The organism is Ferrimonas sp. YFM (assembly GCF_030296015.1).
GTDB lineage: Bacteria > Pseudomonadota > Gammaproteobacteria > Enterobacterales > Shewanellaceae > Ferrimonas.
This window is the reverse complement of sequence record NZ_AP027368.1, coordinates 2,514,943-2,532,769: the sequence shown is the minus strand read 5'-3', so window position 1 is coordinate 2,532,769 and position 17,827 is coordinate 2,514,943. Positions and strand designations below refer to the sequence as shown.

Below are 17,827 nucleotides of genomic sequence, written 5' to 3'. Positions count from 1 at the left end.
TGATCAGCTTCACGGGCAAAAATCACTTCAACTTTCCACAGTGTTTCTGACAGACGGGCTCTCTAGACTGGGCACAGTTCAAGGGGCCCGCAAGAGGGCGGCCCGTCTCCAAAATCGGAGCCGGGCAGGGGGAACCGGATCGAAATTCCGGGCTGTACCCGCAACTGTAGTCAGCATCGCTGAAAGCCAGAATACCCACCTCGAACCTTGACGCTAAACGCCAGGCGGGCCTACCCGGCAGTAGTGAGAGATCATTGCACCCGCCCCCTGTCGTTGAGCTTCCAAAGATTCTAGTGGAACGCTTCAAGTGACCAATACACAACAATCGCCATCCGCCGCCGGGGTCACCCGAATCCGCAAGAGCCGCCACCGGGGTGAGCTCAGACGGGGCTACACAACAGGCGCCTGCGCAACCGCCGCGTCCCTGGCTGCCCTGCAGTGGTTGTGTGGTGGCGAATCCTCTGCACCTGAGCGGGTCACCATCCAGCTGCCCATTGGCGAGCAGGCCAGTTTCGACGTCATTCCCCAATGTCTTGAACCGGGCCGCGCATGCTGTGCGGTGATCAAGGATGCGGGGGACGATCCCGACTGCACCCACGGGGCGGCCATCACCGCCACCGTGCAACTGGAAGATCAGCCTGGCATCCGCTTCGAAGCGGGGGAGGGAGTGGCCATTGTGACCCTGCCTGGACTGGAGTTGGCGGTGGGGGAGCCGGCCATCAACCCGGTGCCCCGCAAGATGATGCGTGAGCACCTGCTGCCTCTGCTTCAGCAATCCGGGCTGTCCGGAGCCCGGGTGTCCGTCAGCATCCCCGGCGGGGAGGCCCTGGCGGAGCAAACCATAGGCCGTCGCCTGGGACTCATCGGTGGCCTGTCCATTCTGGGTACAAGAGGCACGGTCAATCCCTACTCCACCTCCGCCTATGCCGCATCGGTTCGCCAGAGTATCCAGGTGGCCCGCGCCCAGGGATTGTCGCAGGTGGTGTTGACCACAGGCAGTCGCACCGAAAAGGCGGCCATGTCGCACCATCCGGATCTCACCGACACCGCCTTTATTCAGGTGGGGGATTTTACCGGAGTGGGCCTGCGCGCCAGCACCCGCTACGGGGTTCGGCGGCTGGAGCTGGTGACCATGATCGGCAAGCTGTGCAAGCTGGTCTCCGGCACCATGATGACCCATGTCAGTGGCCGCCCCATCGATTTTGACCTCATGGCCAGCCTGGCCGCAGACCACTGTCAGGACAAGGCGGTCATTGACCAGATTCGTCAGGCCAATACCGGCCGCCACATCCTGGATCTGGTTCGTGGGGTGTTACCCCAATCCTATCTGCAATCCCTCTGCGCCGAGGCCGCCCGCCACTGCGCCGATTATTCCCACAACGCCTTTTCGGTGAGTGTTCGCCTGGTGGACTTCGACGGTTCCACCCTGGCCTGCGCCCGCCATGGAGAGCCTCAATGAGTGCCATGCAACAACTGACCGCCCAGGGGCGGCAAATCGAGTCTGACTCTTTCGCCATCATCGATCAGGAGGTGGCACACATGGGGGGTCACCCCTTCACCCCTGGTCAGTGGAATGTGGTGCGGCGCGCCATTCACACCACTGGAGACTTTGAGTTTAAAGAGTTGTTCCAGTTTTCCCAGGACGCGGTGGAGGCCGGAGTCCAGGCCCTGCGCCGTGGCTGCAACATCATCTCCGACGTCACCATGATCACCGCCGGTGTCAGCCCGGTGCGCAGCGAGCGCTTTGGCGTCACCTGTCAGTGCTTCATCAGCCATCCCCAGGTGATCGAACGGGCCAGGGAGCAGGGGATCACCAGAGCCATCGAATCCATGCGTTTTGCCCGGGACCAGGGACTGCTCGATGGCGCCATCGTCGGCGTGGGCAATGCCCCCACTGCACTGTTTGAAGTGCTTCGCATGGTCGAGGCCGGCGAGGCCAAACCCGCCCTGATCATCGGCATTCCCGTGGGCTTTGTCCGTGCCGACGAATCCAAAGATGCCCTGGTGGCTCAGAGCGGGGTGCCTTACATCGCCTCTGTGGGCCGTAAAGGGGGCAGCCCCCTGGTGGTGTCCACCCTGCATGCCCTGATGGTGGAGGCGGCACAGTGAAAGGGCGCATCCGGGTCATTGGCGTCGGCGATGATGGCTGCCTTAGCCTGACCAGCCGCGCCATCAATGCGGTGGCCGAAACCGAGGTGCTGGCCGGTGCCAGCCGCCATCTGGCCTTCTTTCCCCAGTTTCAGGGAGAGCGGCTGAAACTGACTACCCCCATTGAGGGCTACCTGCAGGCCATCTCCGAGTCGGCCCAGCAGAGGGATGTTTGTGTGCTGGCCTCAGGCGATCCCATGTTCTTCGGCATCGGCAGCCGCATCAAAACCTTCCTCGATGGCCTGGAGCAGCCTCCGGAGTTGGAGATTATTCCCAGCCTCAGTGCTATGCAACTGGCCTGTGCCCGACTTGGCTGGGCCAGTCAGGAGACCGGCCTGCTGTCGGTGCATGGCCGACCCCTGGCCGGTTTGGTGGCCAGGCTTCAGCAGGGCGGGCGTTTCGTCCTGCTCACCGATGCCGAGCACAACCCCAAGAGCGTGGCTCAACACCTGCTGGAGTTCGGGGAAACCCACTGGCGGGTTCACCTGTGCGAAGCCCTGGGCGGGGTCAACGAGCGGGTGCGCAGCTTCAGTGTCGAGGAACTGACCCAGGGGAAGGCCGAGCCTGTTCAGCCTCTGAATCTGATGATGCTGGAGCGCACAGACGCTCTGCGCTGGGGCGGGTATCCCGGTCACTGTCCGGATGACGCCTACGCCAAGCGCACCCCAGACAGGGGGCTGATCACCAAGGCGCCGGTTCGGGCGGTGGCGGTGGCCAACCTCAGGGTTCAACCGGATTCCGTGGTGTGGGACCTGGGCGCCGGTTCCGGCTCCATCGGCATCGAAGCCGCCAAGCAGGCCTGGCAGGGTCAGGTGTACGCGGTGGAGTGCAATGACCAATGTTATCCCACCCTGGAGGCAAACCGCTTTGCCCACAGGGTGGACAACCTCACCTTAATCAAGGGGCGGGCGCCCCAGGCTCTGGAGCAACTGCCCGACCCCGACGCCGTGTTCTGTGGCGGCAGCCGCGGAGAGATGAAGGCCATCTTCGAGTTGGCCCTGGCCAGACTCAAACCCGGAGGCCGGCTGGTGTTCAGCGCGGTCACCCTAGAGAGCCTCAGCGAGCTGCACCAACTGTGCCGTGACGCCGGCGTCGATGCCCAGGTGTTGATGCTCTCTGCCGCCCACGGTCAGAGCCTGGCGCACTACACCCGATACCAGGGGGATAACCCCATTCATCTGTTTACCATTGAAAAGAGGGCCAAAGGCCAATGAACAAAACGGGAAAACTCTACGCCATTGGTGTTGGCCCAGGCGCCGGCGATCTGATGACTCTGCGCAGCCTGCGCCTGATGCAGTCGCTGGATGTGATCGCCATTCCTGAAAAGAACAAAGGCCAGGCAGACTCCTTTGCCTGGGCCATTGCCCAGCAGGAGCTGGATGCCGAGAGCATGCGCGGTGAAGCGCTCTATCTGTGGTTTCCCATGACTCGAGATGTCTCCATCACCGTCCCCGCCTGGGAGGCGGCCGCCGAGGCTCTGGTCAGTCGACTGCAGGCGGGGCTGGACGTGGGCTTCATCACCGAGGGGGACCCGTCGGTATTCAGCACCTGGGCCTACCTTCAGGAGGAGCTGGCAGAGCGCCTGCCCGACCTGCAGGTGGAAGTGGTGCCTGCGGTAAGCTCCATCACCGCGGTGCCTGCGGCCACCACCATCCCTCTGGCCGATGGCGAGGAGCGATTCTGCGTGGTGCCGGCGACCTACGGCATCGAGATGCTGCCCAAGCTGATTGAGGAGTTCGACACCATCATCCTCATCAAGGCCGGGCGTATGGTCAAGCCGCTGATTGAGATGCTGGAGCCCATGGGGCTGCTGCACTGCGCCACCTATGTCTCCCACGCCACTGGCGAGAATCAGCAGGTGTACCGGGATCTGCGAGAGGTGCCCGAGGAGCATCGCTACTTCGCCATGGTTCAGCTCTCCATTCGCGGCCGTAAGGGCATCCTGCGTCGGGGCCAGCAATGAGCCGAATTGCCATCCATGCCATCACCCGCAAAGGCGCAGAGCTGGGGCAAAAGCTGATTGCTCAGTTGCCCGGTGCGCGTTTGTTTGTGCTGGACAGGCAGGGTGACTGGGGCGGCGAGCAGGCGCTCAGCCTGCCTCTGGCGGAACACCTAAAGCAGCAGTTTGGCTCCTACGACCATCACCTGTTCCTGTTCAGTGCCGGCATCGCCACCCGCATGTTGGCCCCGCTGCTTCAGGACAAACGGCAGGACCCCGGTGTGGTGTGCATCGATGAAAATGCCCACTTTGCCATCCCTGTGCTCAGTGGTCACCGAGGGGGTGCCAACCAGATGGCGATACGGGTCGCCGCGCTGTTAGGCGCCACCGCCACCCTTACCACGGCCTCCGACAGCTCAGGGCTTATCTCAGTCGACACCCTGGGTGAGCCCTTCGGCTGGCACCTCGACCCTGACTGCGAAGACGACCTGACTCGGGTGGCCAGCGCCGTGGTCAACCATCGTCCCACCCTAATCTGGCAGCAGGGGGGAGAGAAAGCCTGGTGGCAGGGGCAGGAGCCCATGCCCGAGCACCTCAAGGTCAGCGAATCAGCCGAGTTGCCGCCGGTGGAAGCCATGGACGCGGCGGTGGTGATCAGCCGCAGCCGCACATTGCCCAAGCTGACCCTGCCGGTGGCGCTGTGGCGCCCCAGGGATCTGGTGCTCGGCATCGGTTGCGATCGCAACACCCCCCAGGCGGTGATAGAGCAGGGCATCGAGGCATTTTTGCAGGCCCACAACCTGCACCCGCAATCGCTAGCGCGTTTCGCCTCCATCGACCTTAAGGCCGATGAAGTGGGGATCCTGGGTGCGGCCCAAAACCTTGAACTGCCCTTTGAATGTTTCGGCGCCGACACCCTCAGAGACGTCAAGGGCGTTGAAAACCCATCGGATACCGTCCTGCGCTGCATCGGAGTGTCGTCCGTTGCCGAGGCCGCCTGTCTGCACAGCAGTGGCGCTGACAAGTTGCTGGTGCCCAAATTCAAATACCAGGGGCAGGGGTACAACCTGACCCTGGCCGCCTGTGTCATCCCCTTTGAGGAGCCCCTGGCTCGCAGGGCAATGAAGAACTTTGTCTCCGGGCCTTCGCGCACTCGCGCCAGTCACAAAGGCCTGGCCACAGGTGGGGCGCCGAAACCCGTGCGCCATTACCGCCATCACCTGGTGGTGTGCGAGGGCGGCCGTTGCCAGCAGTCCGGTGCCGATGGTTTGGCCCATCAGCTGCGGCAGATCCTCAAGGAGATGAACCTCTCCAAGGGCCAAAACCGCATCAAGGTGACCCGAAGCCATTGCGCCGGAGCCTGTCGCCAGCGGGCCACGGCGGTGATCTACGCCAGAGGTGTGGATGTGAATCACAGCCAGTGGCTGCAATCCCTGGAAGGGTTCTCCAAAGAGCAGTGGCAAAGAGTGTTCCAGGCCCTTAGTGAGGGGCGGGCCCTGGCTGAGGTGGTGCCTGCCCAGAGCCTGGCCACCATGGAGCCCTGCCCGTGATGCCCCGGGTACCGGCAAACCCATTGAACAGTGGTCTGCTGATTGGCAGCGGTCCACACAGAGAAATAAACCTGATTTGAGGAGGCACCACCATGAGTGGTCACCTGAGTATTGTGGGCATCGGCCCCGGCTCTCTGGAGCTGTTAACCCCCATGGCGTCTCTGGCCATCAAAGAAGCCGACCTGGTCGTAGGCTACAAGCCCTACCTGGATATGATTCGTCCCCTGCTGGGATGTCAGGAAACCAGTGCCAGTGGCATGACCCGGGAAGTGGACAGAGCCTCCCTCGCCGTCGAGGCAGCCTTGTCCGGCAGACGGGTGGCCATCATCTCCAGTGGTGATGCGGGGATCTACGCCATGGGGCCTCTGGTGTATGAATTACTGGCAGAGAAGGGTTGGCGCGGCAACGACGATCTGCCGGTACAGATGATCCCAGGCGTCACCGCAGCCAACTCCTGTGCGTCCCTGGTTGGGGTGCCTTTGGGCCATGATGCCTGCACCATCTCTCTGTCGGACCTGCTGACCCCCTGGAGCCTGATTCGTCAGCGCATCGAGGGGGCGGCCATGGCGGACTTTGCCATCACCTTCTACAACCCCAGATCCCGCCGCCGTACCCAACAAATTATCGAAGCGCAGCAGATCCTGCTCAAGCACCGTAGCGGGGATACGCCGGTCGCCGTCGTGGACAACGCCTATCGACCGGAGCAATCGGTGCAGCTCTCCACCCTGGACAGCTTTACCGATCTGGAGTTCGGCATGACCGCCGCCGTGGTGGTGGGCAACAGTCAGAGCTACCGATTTGCCGATCTCATCATCACCCCTCGCGGGTACAGCAAGAAGTACGACTTGAACGATGGCTCCGTGAAGGCGGGCCAGAAGCGGGGACGCTCCCTGGACGAAACTCAATTGGAGGTATCAGCATGACCGTATTTTTCATTGGCGCCGGCCCAGGCGATCCGGATCTTATTACCGTCAAGGGTGCCCGCCTGGTGGAGTCCTGCCCCGTGGTGCTCTACACCGGATCTCTGGTGCCCAAAGAGGTGGTAGCCCGTGCCCGGGAAGATGCCCTGGTGCTCAGCTCCGAAAACATGGACTTGGATGAGATCATCCAGGTGTGCGTCGATGCCCAAGAGAAGGGTCAGGATGTGGCCCGGGTCCAGACCGGGGATCTCTCCATCTACAGCTCCCTGGCAGAGACCACCCGCAGGCTGGACAAGCTGAACATCGACTGGAAGGTGGTGCCTGGAGTGAGCTCATTCCAGGCGTCGGCGGCGGCGCTGGGTCAGGAGCTGACCCTGCCTGAGCAGTGCCAGACCATCATCCTCAGCCGGGCATCCGGTCGCACCCCGGTGCCGGAGAAGGAAAACCTCAAGTCTCTGGCCGAGCATGAAGCCACCCTGTGCCTGTTCCTCTCTGCCAGCCTGATCCGCAAGGTGGCCAGGGAGCTCAAGGAGGTCTATCCGGGAAGCTGGCCGGTGGCGGTGGTGGAGAAAGCCTCCCACCCCGAGCAGCGTATTCTGCGTGGCACCCTGGACACCATAGTGGAGCAGGTCGAAGGTGCCGGGATCCGCGCGACGGCGATGATCATCGTCTCAAAGGTGCTGGATACCACAGAGTTTCGGGACTCGCGCCTCTACGCCGCCGAGTTTACCCATGGCTTTCGCCGGGCGCGGATCACCGACGCGGAGGTCAGTCATGACTAAGCCGGGAAAGGTCTATCTGGCGGGAGCCGGCCCAGGTGACCCTGGCCTGTTGACCCGCCGCGCCCATGAACTGATGCATCTGTGTGACGTGGTCTGCTATGACCTGCTTATTGATGCGGCGGTGCTCTCACTGGTGCCTGCGGGCACCACCATGATCCCCGTGGGGTACCGGGGCTACTGCGGCACCAGCATCGAGTATGGTATGCACCCCGAAGTGGTGGAGCAGGCACTGGCCGGGCGCAGTGTGCTGCGCCTGAAGGCCGGCGATCCCTTCATCTTCGGCCGCGCCACCGAAGAGTGTCGCTGTTTGCAGCATCATGGCATCGACTATGAGGTGGTGCCCGGCATCAGCTCGGCATTGGGGGCGGCGGCCTACGCCGGTTTTCCGCTGACCAGCAATGGCATGGCATCTGATGTGACCTTTGCCAGCGGCCACAGGGCATCCACCACCATCAGCAACTGGGCGGCGATGGGCCAGAGCTCAGGCACCCTGGTGCTCTACATGGGGGCGAAAAAACTGGCTCAGCATGCCAGGGAACTGATAGAGAGAGGCAGGGACCCAGGCACGCCGGTGGCGGTGATCGCAGCCGCCACCAGTCATAAGCAGCGAATGATCACCGCAGAACTGAAGCAGATAGGTGAGCGCATTGCCGACTTTGATAATGGGGATCCCATGTTGGTGGTGATGGGGCAGGTGGTGTCCTTGTCTGAAGAGCTGGACTGGCGAGGCAAACTGCCTCTCAGCGGGGTTCAGGTGCTCGATTGCGGTGGGGACTCTGCTCTGTTGGAGTCCATGCGCCAGCAGGGCGCAGTAGTGGTTCAGGCGCCTCAGATTGAACAGAGCGTTGCACTGGATGAGCCAGGTTGGCACAAGTTGCTGGCAGCCAAGGAACTGTGGCTGGACAGCCGGGAAGCGGCTCAGAGCCTGTACCGCCTTTGTCTGGAGCAGCAGTTGGACTGCCGTCATTGGCATTGGCGGCTGTCGGGCACTGAGCAGGCCTGTCATTGGATGGCGCAACAGGGGCTGTTCATCAATCAGGCGGAAGAGCCCGTTTCAGAGGCTTTGAGCATCACCAAGTATGCCTCTGAAGGCTTGTGCCTGCGTCAGGTCCGCGTGATTGAGCCTGTTTACCCCTTGGTTCAGGCTTCCATGGTTACCGCTGAGGAGGAGAAGGCGTTCCACTATCTGGTGGAGCATGATCTCTTGAGCCCCGATGCCCTGGTGTTCAGCGGTTGTGAACGGGTGCGTTCTGAGGCGCAGCGCCTTGGCTTCAGGGTCAACGATGCGGCACCAGAGGCCAGCCGCGTGGCAGCCTAGATTCTTACGCGGACTGCTGCTGTGGCATCAGTCCGCGCATCTCCTCCAATCGCCACACCTGGCCATTATCCGGCAAAGGAGGCACGCCGCTCCAAGGGGGGATGCCCCATGCCAGGCTCAGGGCAATCTTAAGCCACTCACCGTGACCCACCACCAGAATGCGCGTATCGCCGTGCATCTGGCGCATCTCAGTCCAGAACGCACTGATTCGATAAGCTACCTCGGATGCGGCTTCGGAGCCGGGTATGGCCATGCAGTCCTGTTGCTCCCTGTGGGTGTAAGCCTGCCACCATTTTGGATGAGTGGTTCTGTCCAGCCCTTGCAGGGCGCCAAAGCAGCGTTCGTTAAGCAGGGGCGAGGTCAGCACAGGCACAGAGAGGGCGAGGTTGGCCAGTTCGGCACTGTGCCGGGCACGGCCGAGTTCGCTGCAGTAGATCAGCTGGGGTGCATGGAGGGCGGCCAGACGGCCGCTGTCACGAGCCTGGTCTTTGCCAGTTTCTGTAAGCGGGCTGTCAAAAGTGCCTTGCAAGGTGCCCAGTTCATTCCACTGGGTTCTGCCGTGGCGGCAGTAGATAAGGGACATGAGAGGTCTCCAACTTCAGACCCGACAGTACACCAGTCCCTGGTGTGTGATGACAATGTTACTTTCCACAGTAGTTTTCCATTGGTGATGCAGCTCTCACGCAGATGTGGATGGTTGCCTGTTTAAATCATGCGTTTCGTATCAAACTTTTCGCCAAATCCGTGATGAGAGATGTTTTGTTATCGACTGGTAGCGTTTTCTGGCTGCAAAACAGACAATCGAGCCTGATTTAGTGAAAATATGTGACAAATGCCAGTTCCAATTGAGTCTGTAATGAGTAAGATGATTTGTGAACTTAACTACAATTCTACGGTGTTAGGTTCATTATCATTTCCCTGCAAAAGGCGGCGTCTCATCAGCGCTGCCTTTTTTTATCTTCGCTCCAGCCCGCGCCGGTGTTGAGTTTGTGTGTTCAGAATTCCTGAAGTTTATATCGCAAATTTCTAATGCGCCTGTGGATGGATTGCCGTGCTGATCTGCTGTGCTCGCCCTGTAACTTAATTACACTTTTGCGATTGAAAATTAAGCTCAATGACGGCATGCCATACAAGGCGTTAACATTAAATTTTGCCGATTCAGCCGTTTTGGTGGTTTTTGACGAGTTGGTTGTAAGTTCTTTTAAAGAAGCGTGCAAAGTAGGTTTTTACTCTCTGTGTTCCTCATTACCTGCCACCCATTACGTCACTAGGCGGGGCGTCCCCCGGACGGCGGATGCGCCTACAATAATGGCCCCTAAGGGGATATTCTGAAGAGAGAGAACTGGTTACCCGGGGATTGAAGGCCTTGGTGCGGTGTCTGTGGAGCGCCTTTTTCTCTTTGGTGGGGGAGGCGGGCTCAACACCAGATCACTCTCAAACAGTGAGGGCAGTATGCAACTTGTGGATTTCTCTCAGGCTGAAGAAGCCAGCAGGTGGCGCGCCATCAATGATGGCGTGATGGGGGGCGTGTCTCAAAGCCAGATGGTGGCCATCGAGCAGGGGTGCCGTTTTGAAGGCGTGGTCTCCCTGGACAATGGCGGAGGTTTTGCCTCCATGCGCCGCCCCCTGGTATTGCCTGAGGGGTGCCGCGCTCTGAGGTTGACGCACAGGGGAGACGGCAACAGCTATCAGCTCAGGCTGAAGATGGATGGCTTATACGACGGGGTGCTCTACGTAGCCGGTTTTGCGACTCAGCCGGGCAGGGAAGAGGTGATTGAACTGCCCCTGAGCGAGTTCGAGCCGAGGTTTCGCGGTCGCGCCGTTGCCGGAGCCGAACCTCTGGATGAGAGCCGGGTCGAGCAGCTTGGGTTGCTGATGGGGCAGGGCCAAAGTGGTCCCTTTGCCCTCAATCTGTATCAATTGACGGCAGTGAGTCAGCTTCAGAGCAGCTGAGCGCAAGCTCGGACAAGCCCCAGCTATTTGTGATGTTTTTTTATGCAAGAGGATTGCTCCTTTTCTCAAACTCGGTAGTGTAAATAGAGAAAGGCACTGATAGCCAAGCCACGGAGGGCCTATGAGAAACTATCAGTTGACCCCGGACCAGCGCCGTCTGTTCTCCAGACAGGGCTTCCTGCGCCTGCCCGGGTCATTTCCCCCCCACCTGGTTCGTCGTTGGCGCCAGGTAGCGGACCATCTCGAGCAGCAGGCCCTGGAGGTGCACAGTCAGGGATTGCATGGCCGGGATTTCTGTGTCGTTGAGGACCGTGTGGGTCCCAGATTGATGCGATACGACAACCTGCTTGCCCACGCCTCTGAGCTGTTGATTGAGACTCTGGCCTGTCCTGCCATGATGGCACTGGCCAGAGAGTTGTGTGGCCCGGGAGCGGTTCCCCTGCACGCAGATCTGCTCTACAAACATCAGCACCCCCATCCGGTGATCAATTGGCACCAGGGCGCTCAGCACGACAGGCGTTTTCCCTATCTCAATATCGGCCTCTATCTGGATGACGCTGACCAGGGGGATGGCTGTTTGCGCTACGTGCCGGGTACCCAGCACGGCGCCCAGCCCATTGAAGCCCTGTCGGAGCACTATGGCTGGTCGCCCCCAGGCGTCGTGGAGCAACCGGCCCGGGCCGGGGACATCCTGGTGCAGGACATGATGATCCTTCATGGCTCACAGCCTAAGCGTTCTGAAGGGGTGCGACGCACCCTCTATGTGGAGGTGCGTCCCTGGCAGGCAGTGATGGAGAGTGGTTCCCAGTCCTCCCAATGGGCCGACCTGAGGCGACGCTGGATGAGTCAGGTGCTGGCCAGAGCCGATGAAGCCGACTGGCCGCTCGACTGGGGGCAATATCCCCGGAAGGAGGAGGCGCTGTCGGAACTGGTGTCTGAGATAGAGGCCTGCTGGGAGCCGCCATTGCCGGCGGTCTGGGCCAGCCGGGATGTCTATCATCCCGAGTACCCGGTTCCTTCGGATCTGCGGCCACAAGAGCACAAAACCGAGATGAGGCAGCTTGTCACCTAGCAGCATCTGCCCGCAGATTGTGGGCAAAATATGGGCAAGCCGAGTTGTTGTTAAACGTTATCATTTCTCTATTACATTTATATAGCGTCGGTTTGGTCTACGCTTAAAACAGAACAGGGACGTATAAGGAGGTGTCTATGAGCGTGGATGCAGTTGCTTTCATTGGCGGCATCGCCATTGGATGCCTGTTTGCTCTGATACTGTGTAATGCACTGGCTCTCAGTAGCAAAGGGCAACACAGGCCCGAAACCAGCAGGGATAGCGGGATTCGGCAACACCTGGAAGAGTATCGGCGCAAACTGAATCAGATCAGTGCGGAGAATCAGCTGCTCAGGCAGCGTATTCAGGAACTGGAGTTCGAGGTGGAACCCCTTCGCCAACCTGGCCAGGTGTTCAGAGGGGACCCCCTCGATGTCTCGTTCAAAGTGAAATCCGTCAGATGAAAAAGGGGGCTAAACGCCCCCTTTTTCGTTTACAGTTTGAACTGATTGATAAGTTTGCTCAGGGTGTTCGACTGCTGAGCCATCGCCTCTCCTGCCGACGCGGCCCTGTGGGTTCTCTGGCTGGTTTCGGCAACGATCTCATTGATGTTATTTACGTTCTTATTGATCTCATTGGAGACCGCCGATTGCTCGCTGGCGGCGCTGGCGATCTGCATGTTCATCTCTGTGATGCTGCTGACCGCCTCGCTGATCTGCCCCAGTGCCTGATCGGCGTCGGCGGCAAGGGCGACGCACTGTTCCGAGGTGGCGCGGCTATTGTCCATAACCGACACCGCCTTGGCAGACTGTCCCTGCAGCTGCTCAATCATCTGCTGAATCTCCTGGGTCGATGTCTGGGTGCGGCTGGCCAGGGTGCGCACCTCATCGGCCACCACCGCAAAGCCGCGGCCTTGCTCTCCTGCACGGGCCGCTTCAATGGCAGCGTTCAGAGCCAGAAGGTTAGTTTGCTCTGCAATGTTGCGGATCACCTCCAGTACCCCGTCGATGCGTCCGGTCTCCAACTCCAGATCCCGGATGACGGTGACGGCGCCGTCGATCTCCGATGAGAGGCGATGGATGCTGTCGGACACCGATGTGACCACGGCCTTACCACCATCGGTGGCCTTGTTGGCGTTTTGCGCCGAATCTGCCGCCAGGGTGGCATTCTGAGCCACCTCGTCGACCGTGGCGCTCATCTGGTTCATGGCGGTGGCAGCCTGCTCGGTCTCCTGCAGCTGTTTGTCCATCCCTGCCTGGGTTTCGCCGGTGATGGACGCCAGTTGTTGCGCCGAGCTGTCCAGCTGCCCAGCCACGCCGGTGACCTCGCTGATGGTGCTGTGCACCTTGGCGGCGAAGCGGTTGAAGGCACGGGCGAGATCCGCCAGTTCGTCGTGGCCCTTGTCATCGAGCCTCAGGGTTAGGTCTCCGTCGCCGTCGGCGATGTTGGCCATGGTGGCCGTGGTAGCCTCGATGGGCTGGGTAATGCCCCGGCCAATGAACCAGGCGACGCCGATGCCGATGGCAAGGGCTGCCAACCCTGCCAGGATCACCGTATTGCGCATCTGGGTTACCAGTGCCAGGTTTTCGCTGCGATCCATCACCACCTCGAGCACGCCCATGGGTTTCCCCGAGTAATCGCTGATGCTGTGCAGATAGACGGCGACAGGGGCGCCTTCCAGCTCCGATTGCAACACCTGAGGTTGGCCATTAAAGGCCTGGGCCAGTTGAGCGTCTGAACCCAGGCGGCGTTCTCCCAGGGTGGAGCCAAAGGGCTTCCAGTTGTTGCCATCCGGGAGGTGCAGGGCAATCTCTACCCCATGGGTCTGTTTGAACCGGTCAAAGAACGCCTGACCGAAGGAGAGGCCGAACTCCACAGAACCCAGATGCTGGCCCTGGTAGGAGACGGGCACCACACCGCGAATGCCGATGCCGGCAACGCCTCGCTCCAGTCCCATCATGGGGGAGCGATTGGTGTTGGTCTCTACCACTGTATGGCGGAAAGAGGAGAGGTCATCGCCGAACTTGGCGGGTTTGTGCACTCTCAGGAAGGAGGTCGCCGGAGGGTTATGGAACTGGAACTGGCGGGCGCCATAATCCTGCTTCATCACCTTGAAGATGGGTAGGGTTGCCTGGGCCAGGGTGTCCCTGTCCTGCTGGGCGAAAGCCTGCTGGAATTGCGGCGTCAGTGATACCACGGTCGCCAGCGCCTGGGCAAGGCGACCCGAGGCGTTGAGTTCGGTGATAGCGGTTTCGTTGAGCTCCTTAAGCTGCTTGAGCTCAGCTGAGTCTATGGCTTTGGAAAACTGAACGATAATAAGCGGCAGGATAAAGGCCATCAGCAGAGAGACGAGCAAGCTGATGCCGATGATGATGCGGTTCTTGATGTTGGGCTTTCTTAACATGAAGGACTCCGTTAGTTCTTCAGGCGGCAGAGCACCGTCAGAGGCTCAGGATTTATGTTTGTTTATGGCTTCAGATTAGCGACAGAAGGTGGCGGGAATATGGGAGCAAGAGCATGTTTCTTTGATGTTTTTTTTCGGTGTCGCCAAAGTGGGATCCCTGGCCAAGTTCTTCATTGAGGCGGAAAGAGAATCTTTTCTGGTTGGCTCTGTGTTGATGCCTGAAACGGAGCCTGGAAAGGTTATTGTTTTGGCGGGAAATTGTGCCGGGCTTGCTCCTCACATACACTGAGGTGACACGGGTCTGATAAGGAGCAGGGATGAACCAGTTTTTATATAAGTTGAGGCCACTTAGGCCGGAGATGCTCAGTCAGGGGCCAACCCCCCAGGAAGCCAGTGCGGTGGAGGCGCATTTTGCCTATCTCAGCCGCCTCAAGGATGAGGGCAAAGTGGCCATGGCGGGGCGCACCTTGACCGAAGATGAGCACACCTTTGGCATTGTCATTGTGCTGGCAGAAACTCAAGAGGAAGCCCTGAAGCTGATGGAGTTCGACCCTGCCGTCTCCGAAGGGGTCATGGGGGCCGAACTCTTCCCGTTTCGGGTTGCCCTATGGGGAGAAGATCCTCGCTAGTCCGTGGTGCTATTGTCTTTGAGCTAGAAAGGCCAGAGCAGGAACAGTCCCATGCCTGCGGCAATGGCGACCAGGGCATTGGCACCATACCTGGCCAGCACAGCCACCAGCAGGCCGCAGGCCAGGTAGGGGTTGTGCCAGTGGAGGTCGATGCTCTGCTCCCTGATGAAGATCAGCGGGGCGGCGATGGCGCTCAGTACCGCCGGGGCGCTGTAACTGAGCAGCTGCTGGCTACGTCGTCCCAGGCGCACCGGCAGTTTGGGTTCAAGAAACAGGTAGCGGCTGGCAAACACCAGCAGGGCACAACAGAGCAGGGTTAACCAGATCATCCCTTACCCTCCATCAGAGATTCGCCGGTGAGATTGGCAAACAGGGCTCCGGCCACCATTCCGGAAACCGAGGCGAGCAGCAGCCCCATGGGCCAGGCCATGGCTTCGGCCAGTACGGCCAGGGGCATGGTCACCAGCACGCAAACCCAATGAGAGCGTCGCCTCAGTCCAGGGACCACCAGGGCAATGAAGATGGCGGCGATGGCAAAATCCAGCCCCGACGTATCGAACGCCTGCAACTGGTGACTGAGGAGCACCCCGGCCAGGGTCGCCAGGTTCCAACCGAGATAGAAACTCAGTCCTCCGCCGAGCATATACCAGGGATCCTGGGCCTCCTCCTTGCCCGGATGCGCGATGGCAAACAGCTCATCGGTCAGCAGAAACCCCAATGTCAGTCGCCACCGCAAGGGCAGGGCACTGACTTTGCTTCTCATGGTCATGGAGTAGAGCAGGTGCCTGGAGGTGATCAGGGCGGTGGTGGCCAGGATGGCACCGAGCCCGGCACCGGCCTTGAGCAGACCGATGATGGCGATCTGCGCCGCGCCGGCGAAGATGATCGCCGACAGGCCCTGACTTTGCAGCGGGCTGAGTCCGGCGTCCATGGCCAAAGAGCCCACCAGCAGGCCCCAGGGCAGCACTGCCAGGGTGAGGGGGCTCATGGCCAGGGTGCCTTTTAAAAGCTGCGCGCCGCGACGGGCCTCCCTGCCGGGTTGGGGATGCTGTGACATGATCAGGCTCCTCAATTTGTGGCTGTTCGAGCCTGGTTGTTACCGGACCATGAGCGGGCGTAGACCCCAGGGGGAACGCCCACCACCCGCTTGAAGTGACGGCTGAAATGACTCTGGTCATAGAAGCCGCAATCCAGTCCCACCTTGAGGGGTGGCAGTCCCATTCGAATCAGCCTGGTGGCCAGGCGGATCCGTGCCTGCAACTGGTAGGCGTGGGGGGGAAGGCCAAACTCCTTGCGAAACTGCCGCAGCAGATGGAAGGGGCTCAGGCCCACCACAGCCGCCAGGCTTTCCAGGTCCACATCATCCGCACAGTGGGCGTCCAGATACTCCTTGGCCATCTGCAGTTGTGGGCGGGGCGTGCGCGGCTCGTTGACTCTCTGGCGGCCATGGCGGCTCATCAACTGCACCATCACCGAATAGAGCAGGGATTGCCTGAACAGGGCGTTGTTTTCCGTCTTGAAGGCATCGAAGGTCAGTTTGAGCTGACCCGCCAGAGTCGGGTCGCGCACCACAGGCTCGGAAAAATAGGGGGCGCCCGGATAGCCCAGTTCCTTGCTCAGCAGGTCAAACTGCTCCGGGGTGGGGTACATGGCCTGATAGGACCAGCCGCCCTCGGTGGCCGCGCAGCCGTTGTGCACCTCATCGGCATTGACCAGGATGATGGTGTGGGTGGGCGCCACATGATTGCCACCACTGCGAAAGAAGCGCTGGGCGCCGGTTTCAATAAGACCGACGGTGTAGCCTTCGTGGGTGTGGCGGGAAAAGTTCTGCTTGTGATATCGAGCATGCAGCAGTTCCAGACCTCCCAGGTCCGGACAGTGTCGATACTCTGCCTGCTCTGTGCTCATTGGGTGCCTCACTGTTGACGGCTCACCAGTGTAACCGAGATGACAGCGATGGCTTGTACAAAATTGCCGGGAAGGCGGACCGGCCACCGAGGCCGGTCAACACAGGTTAGGCGGCGTTGGTCAAAAAGAGCTTGGCCAGCTCGGCGTCGGCCAAAACCCCTTTCAGAGACGCATTTCCGCTGTTCATCAGATCCTGCATCAGCCCAAGGCGCAGGTCGTTGGGCAGCAGGGGCATCTTCAGGAAGGCCTGGATGTTGGCCACCTGAGCCGGCTTGAGTTTGATGCCGCTGACTTTAAGGTAGTGATGCAAGCGGGTGCACAGGGTTGCCAGAATGTCTATTCTCGGGGCTTTGCCACCGGCGATGCGATCAATCTGCGGGGCGATCTCCTTATCAAAGGCCTTGGCGTCCACCATGGCCTGGGGAGAGACCAGTTTGCTGAGGTTTTGCTCCACGAAGGCGATAAAGGCGCTGCAGGTGGTTTCATCCAGGCAGGAGCGGGCCAGGATGTTCACCAGAGGCAGCTGCTCTTTGAGGTCCTCGATAGGGGCGATCGCCTGGAAAAACTGCACCAGGGAGCGGGGAGTGGTGCGTTCACCACTGACCAGCTCCGGATAAGTCAGAACAAAGTCGATGCCCCGGGGATCGATGCCGGCGCCTTCGGCCCACAGGGCCCAGGCCTTGGGATCAAACTCCATGGTGATGTGCATCATCCTGGTGAGCATGGCGTCGTCCATGGGGGTGACTGAGTAATCGCCGCCGTCGGGGTTGGCGGTCAGCACAATTTGCCACCCTTCTGGCAGGGCCCAACTGATCAGTTCATGATTCTGCAGCAGCTGCATGATGCCGCGCAGGATGCGCTCGTCGGCGCGGTTGACGTCGTCGATAAGCAGGATCCCGGGACCGGGCTCGGTGGGCACCCAGTGAGGCGCGGCAAACCGGGTGATGCTCTCGCCCTGTTCATCTTCAGCAATCTGCGGCATTCCCAGCAGATCGCCCATCTCCTCAAACTGGGCGGGTGCGATGGCTCGCCACTGCATCCCCTTGTCTCTGGCGATCTGCTCCACCATCTGGGTCTTGCCGATGCCGTGACGACCCCAGATGCACACCGGGACGCTGCGTTGTCCGGCCTGAGGCAACAGGTGCTCGATGAAGCGCCGAACTTCCGGAGCGGGGCAGGTTAAACCGTAGTAGCTGTAGTTGTGGCTGTGTGTCATGGATAACTC

18 protein-coding genes and 1 riboswitch are annotated in these 17,827 nt (G+C 60.5%); of the genes, 12 read left to right on the top strand and 6 right to left on the bottom strand.

The window, feature by feature from the left end; all coding sequences use genetic code 11:
- The first annotated feature begins 77 nt into the window (after nucleotides 1–77).
- Nucleotides 78–217: riboswitch (cobalamin riboswitch) on the top strand.
- A gap of 90 nt (nucleotides 218–307) precedes the next feature.
- From QUE41_RS11775 to cobA, 8 genes are all read left to right on the top strand, one after another.
- Nucleotides 308–1,459, top strand: a complete 1,152-nt coding sequence (locus tag QUE41_RS11775) for a cobalt-precorrin-5B (C(1))-methyltransferase (RefSeq protein WP_286339239.1) — start codon at nucleotides 308–310, stop codon at nucleotides 1,457–1,459.
- Nucleotides 1,456–2,109, top strand: coding sequence for a precorrin-8X methylmutase (locus tag QUE41_RS11770; protein WP_286339238.1), 654 nt, complete (start codon nucleotides 1,456–1,458; stop codon nucleotides 2,107–2,109). Before QUE41_RS11775 ends, QUE41_RS11770 begins: the two co-directional genes overlap by 4 nt.
- Nucleotides 2,106–3,362: a precorrin-6y C5,15-methyltransferase (decarboxylating) subunit CbiE gene (gene cbiE / locus QUE41_RS11765; RefSeq protein WP_286339237.1), complete on the top strand. Its 1,257-nt coding sequence runs from the start codon at nucleotides 2,106–2,108 to the stop codon at nucleotides 3,360–3,362. The genes QUE41_RS11770 and cbiE overlap by 4 nt, the downstream gene beginning before the upstream one ends.
- Nucleotides 3,359–4,111 carry a precorrin-2 C(20)-methyltransferase gene (cobI, locus tag QUE41_RS11760; protein WP_286339236.1) on the top strand — a complete coding sequence of 251 codons (753 nt, stop codon included), beginning with the start codon at nucleotides 3,359–3,361 and terminating at the stop codon, nucleotides 4,109–4,111. The genes cbiE and cobI overlap by 4 nt, the downstream gene beginning before the upstream one ends.
- Nucleotides 4,108–5,637 carry a cobalamin biosynthesis protein gene (locus QUE41_RS11755; protein ID WP_286339235.1) on the top strand — a complete coding sequence of 510 codons (1,530 nt, stop codon included), beginning with the start codon at nucleotides 4,108–4,110 and terminating at the stop codon, nucleotides 5,635–5,637. Before cobI ends, QUE41_RS11755 begins: the two co-directional genes overlap by 4 nt.
- A gap of 92 nt (nucleotides 5,638–5,729) precedes the next feature.
- Complete coding sequence (cobJ, locus tag QUE41_RS11750) at nucleotides 5,730–6,560, top strand: precorrin-3B C(17)-methyltransferase (protein ID WP_286339234.1); 831 nt, start codon at nucleotides 5,730–5,732, stop codon at nucleotides 6,558–6,560.
- The gene (gene cobM / locus QUE41_RS11745) at nucleotides 6,557–7,339 is read left to right on the top strand and encodes a precorrin-4 C(11)-methyltransferase (RefSeq protein ID WP_286339233.1); all 783 of its coding nucleotides are present in this window, start codon (nucleotides 6,557–6,559) and stop codon (nucleotides 7,337–7,339) included. Before cobJ ends, cobM begins: the two co-directional genes overlap by 4 nt.
- Nucleotides 7,332–8,657: a uroporphyrinogen-III C-methyltransferase gene (gene cobA, locus QUE41_RS11740; protein WP_286339232.1), complete on the top strand. Its 1,326-nt coding sequence runs from the start codon at nucleotides 7,332–7,334 to the stop codon at nucleotides 8,655–8,657. The genes cobM and cobA overlap by 8 nt, the downstream gene beginning before the upstream one ends.
- A 4-nt stretch (nucleotides 8,658–8,661) precedes the next feature.
- Here the strand turns inward: cobA and QUE41_RS11735 are convergent, their stop codons facing one another.
- Complete coding sequence (locus QUE41_RS11735) at nucleotides 8,662–9,240, bottom strand: histidine phosphatase family protein (RefSeq protein WP_286339231.1); 579 nt, start codon at nucleotides 9,238–9,240, stop codon at nucleotides 8,662–8,664.
- A gap of 869 nt (nucleotides 9,241–10,109) precedes the next feature.
- On the opposite strand from QUE41_RS11735, the gene QUE41_RS11730 reads away from it, so the two are divergent.
- The 3 genes from QUE41_RS11730 to QUE41_RS11720 all read left to right on the top strand — a co-directional run bounded on the left by QUE41_RS11730 (nucleotide 10,110) and on the right by QUE41_RS11720 (nucleotide 12,125).
- Nucleotides 10,110–10,610: a CIA30 family protein gene (locus QUE41_RS11730; protein WP_286339230.1), complete on the top strand. Its 501-nt coding sequence runs from the start codon at nucleotides 10,110–10,112 to the stop codon at nucleotides 10,608–10,610.
- Nucleotides 10,611–10,731: 121 nt separating this feature from the next.
- A complete protein-coding gene (locus QUE41_RS11725; RefSeq protein ID WP_286339229.1) occupies nucleotides 10,732–11,682 on the top strand; it encodes a phytanoyl-CoA dioxygenase family protein in 951 nt (316 codons plus the stop codon).
- 137 nt (nucleotides 11,683–11,819) lie between these two features.
- Nucleotides 11,820–12,125 (top strand): hypothetical protein, encoded by a 306-nt coding sequence (locus QUE41_RS11720; RefSeq protein ID WP_286339228.1) that lies wholly within the window; start codon nucleotides 11,820–11,822, stop codon nucleotides 12,123–12,125.
- 29 nt (nucleotides 12,126–12,154) lie between these two features.
- Here the strand turns inward: QUE41_RS11720 and QUE41_RS11715 are convergent, their stop codons facing one another.
- On the bottom strand, nucleotides 12,155–14,065 hold the full coding sequence (locus QUE41_RS11715; protein ID WP_286339227.1) for a methyl-accepting chemotaxis protein: 1,911 nt from the start codon (nucleotides 14,063–14,065) through the stop codon (nucleotides 12,155–12,157).
- A gap of 317 nt (nucleotides 14,066–14,382) precedes the next feature.
- On the opposite strand from QUE41_RS11715, the gene QUE41_RS11710 reads away from it, so the two are divergent.
- Nucleotides 14,383–14,694: a YciI family protein gene (locus QUE41_RS11710; RefSeq protein ID WP_286339226.1), complete on the top strand. Its 312-nt coding sequence runs from the start codon at nucleotides 14,383–14,385 to the stop codon at nucleotides 14,692–14,694.
- 23 nt (nucleotides 14,695–14,717) lie between these two features.
- On the opposite strand, the gene QUE41_RS11705 is transcribed toward QUE41_RS11710, so the two are convergent.
- The 4 genes from QUE41_RS11705 to QUE41_RS11690 form a co-directional block, all read right to left on the bottom strand.
- On the bottom strand, nucleotides 14,718–15,023 hold the full coding sequence (locus QUE41_RS11705) for an AzlD domain-containing protein (RefSeq protein WP_286339225.1): 306 nt from the start codon (nucleotides 15,021–15,023) through the stop codon (nucleotides 14,718–14,720).
- Nucleotides 15,020–15,751, bottom strand: a complete 732-nt coding sequence (locus QUE41_RS11700) for an AzlC family ABC transporter permease (protein WP_286339224.1) — start codon at nucleotides 15,749–15,751, stop codon at nucleotides 15,020–15,022. Before QUE41_RS11700 ends, QUE41_RS11705 begins: the two co-directional genes overlap by 4 nt.
- An 11-nt stretch (nucleotides 15,752–15,762) precedes the next feature.
- Nucleotides 15,763–16,602: an AraC family transcriptional regulator gene (locus tag QUE41_RS11695; protein ID WP_286339223.1), complete on the bottom strand. Its 840-nt coding sequence runs from the start codon at nucleotides 16,600–16,602 to the stop codon at nucleotides 15,763–15,765.
- Nucleotides 16,603–16,708: 106 nt separating this feature from the next.
- Nucleotides 16,709–17,818 carry an AAA family ATPase gene (locus tag QUE41_RS11690; protein WP_286339222.1) on the bottom strand — a complete coding sequence of 370 codons (1,110 nt, stop codon included), beginning with the start codon at nucleotides 17,816–17,818 and terminating at the stop codon, nucleotides 16,709–16,711.
- Nucleotides 17,819–17,827: the final 9 nt, after the last annotated feature.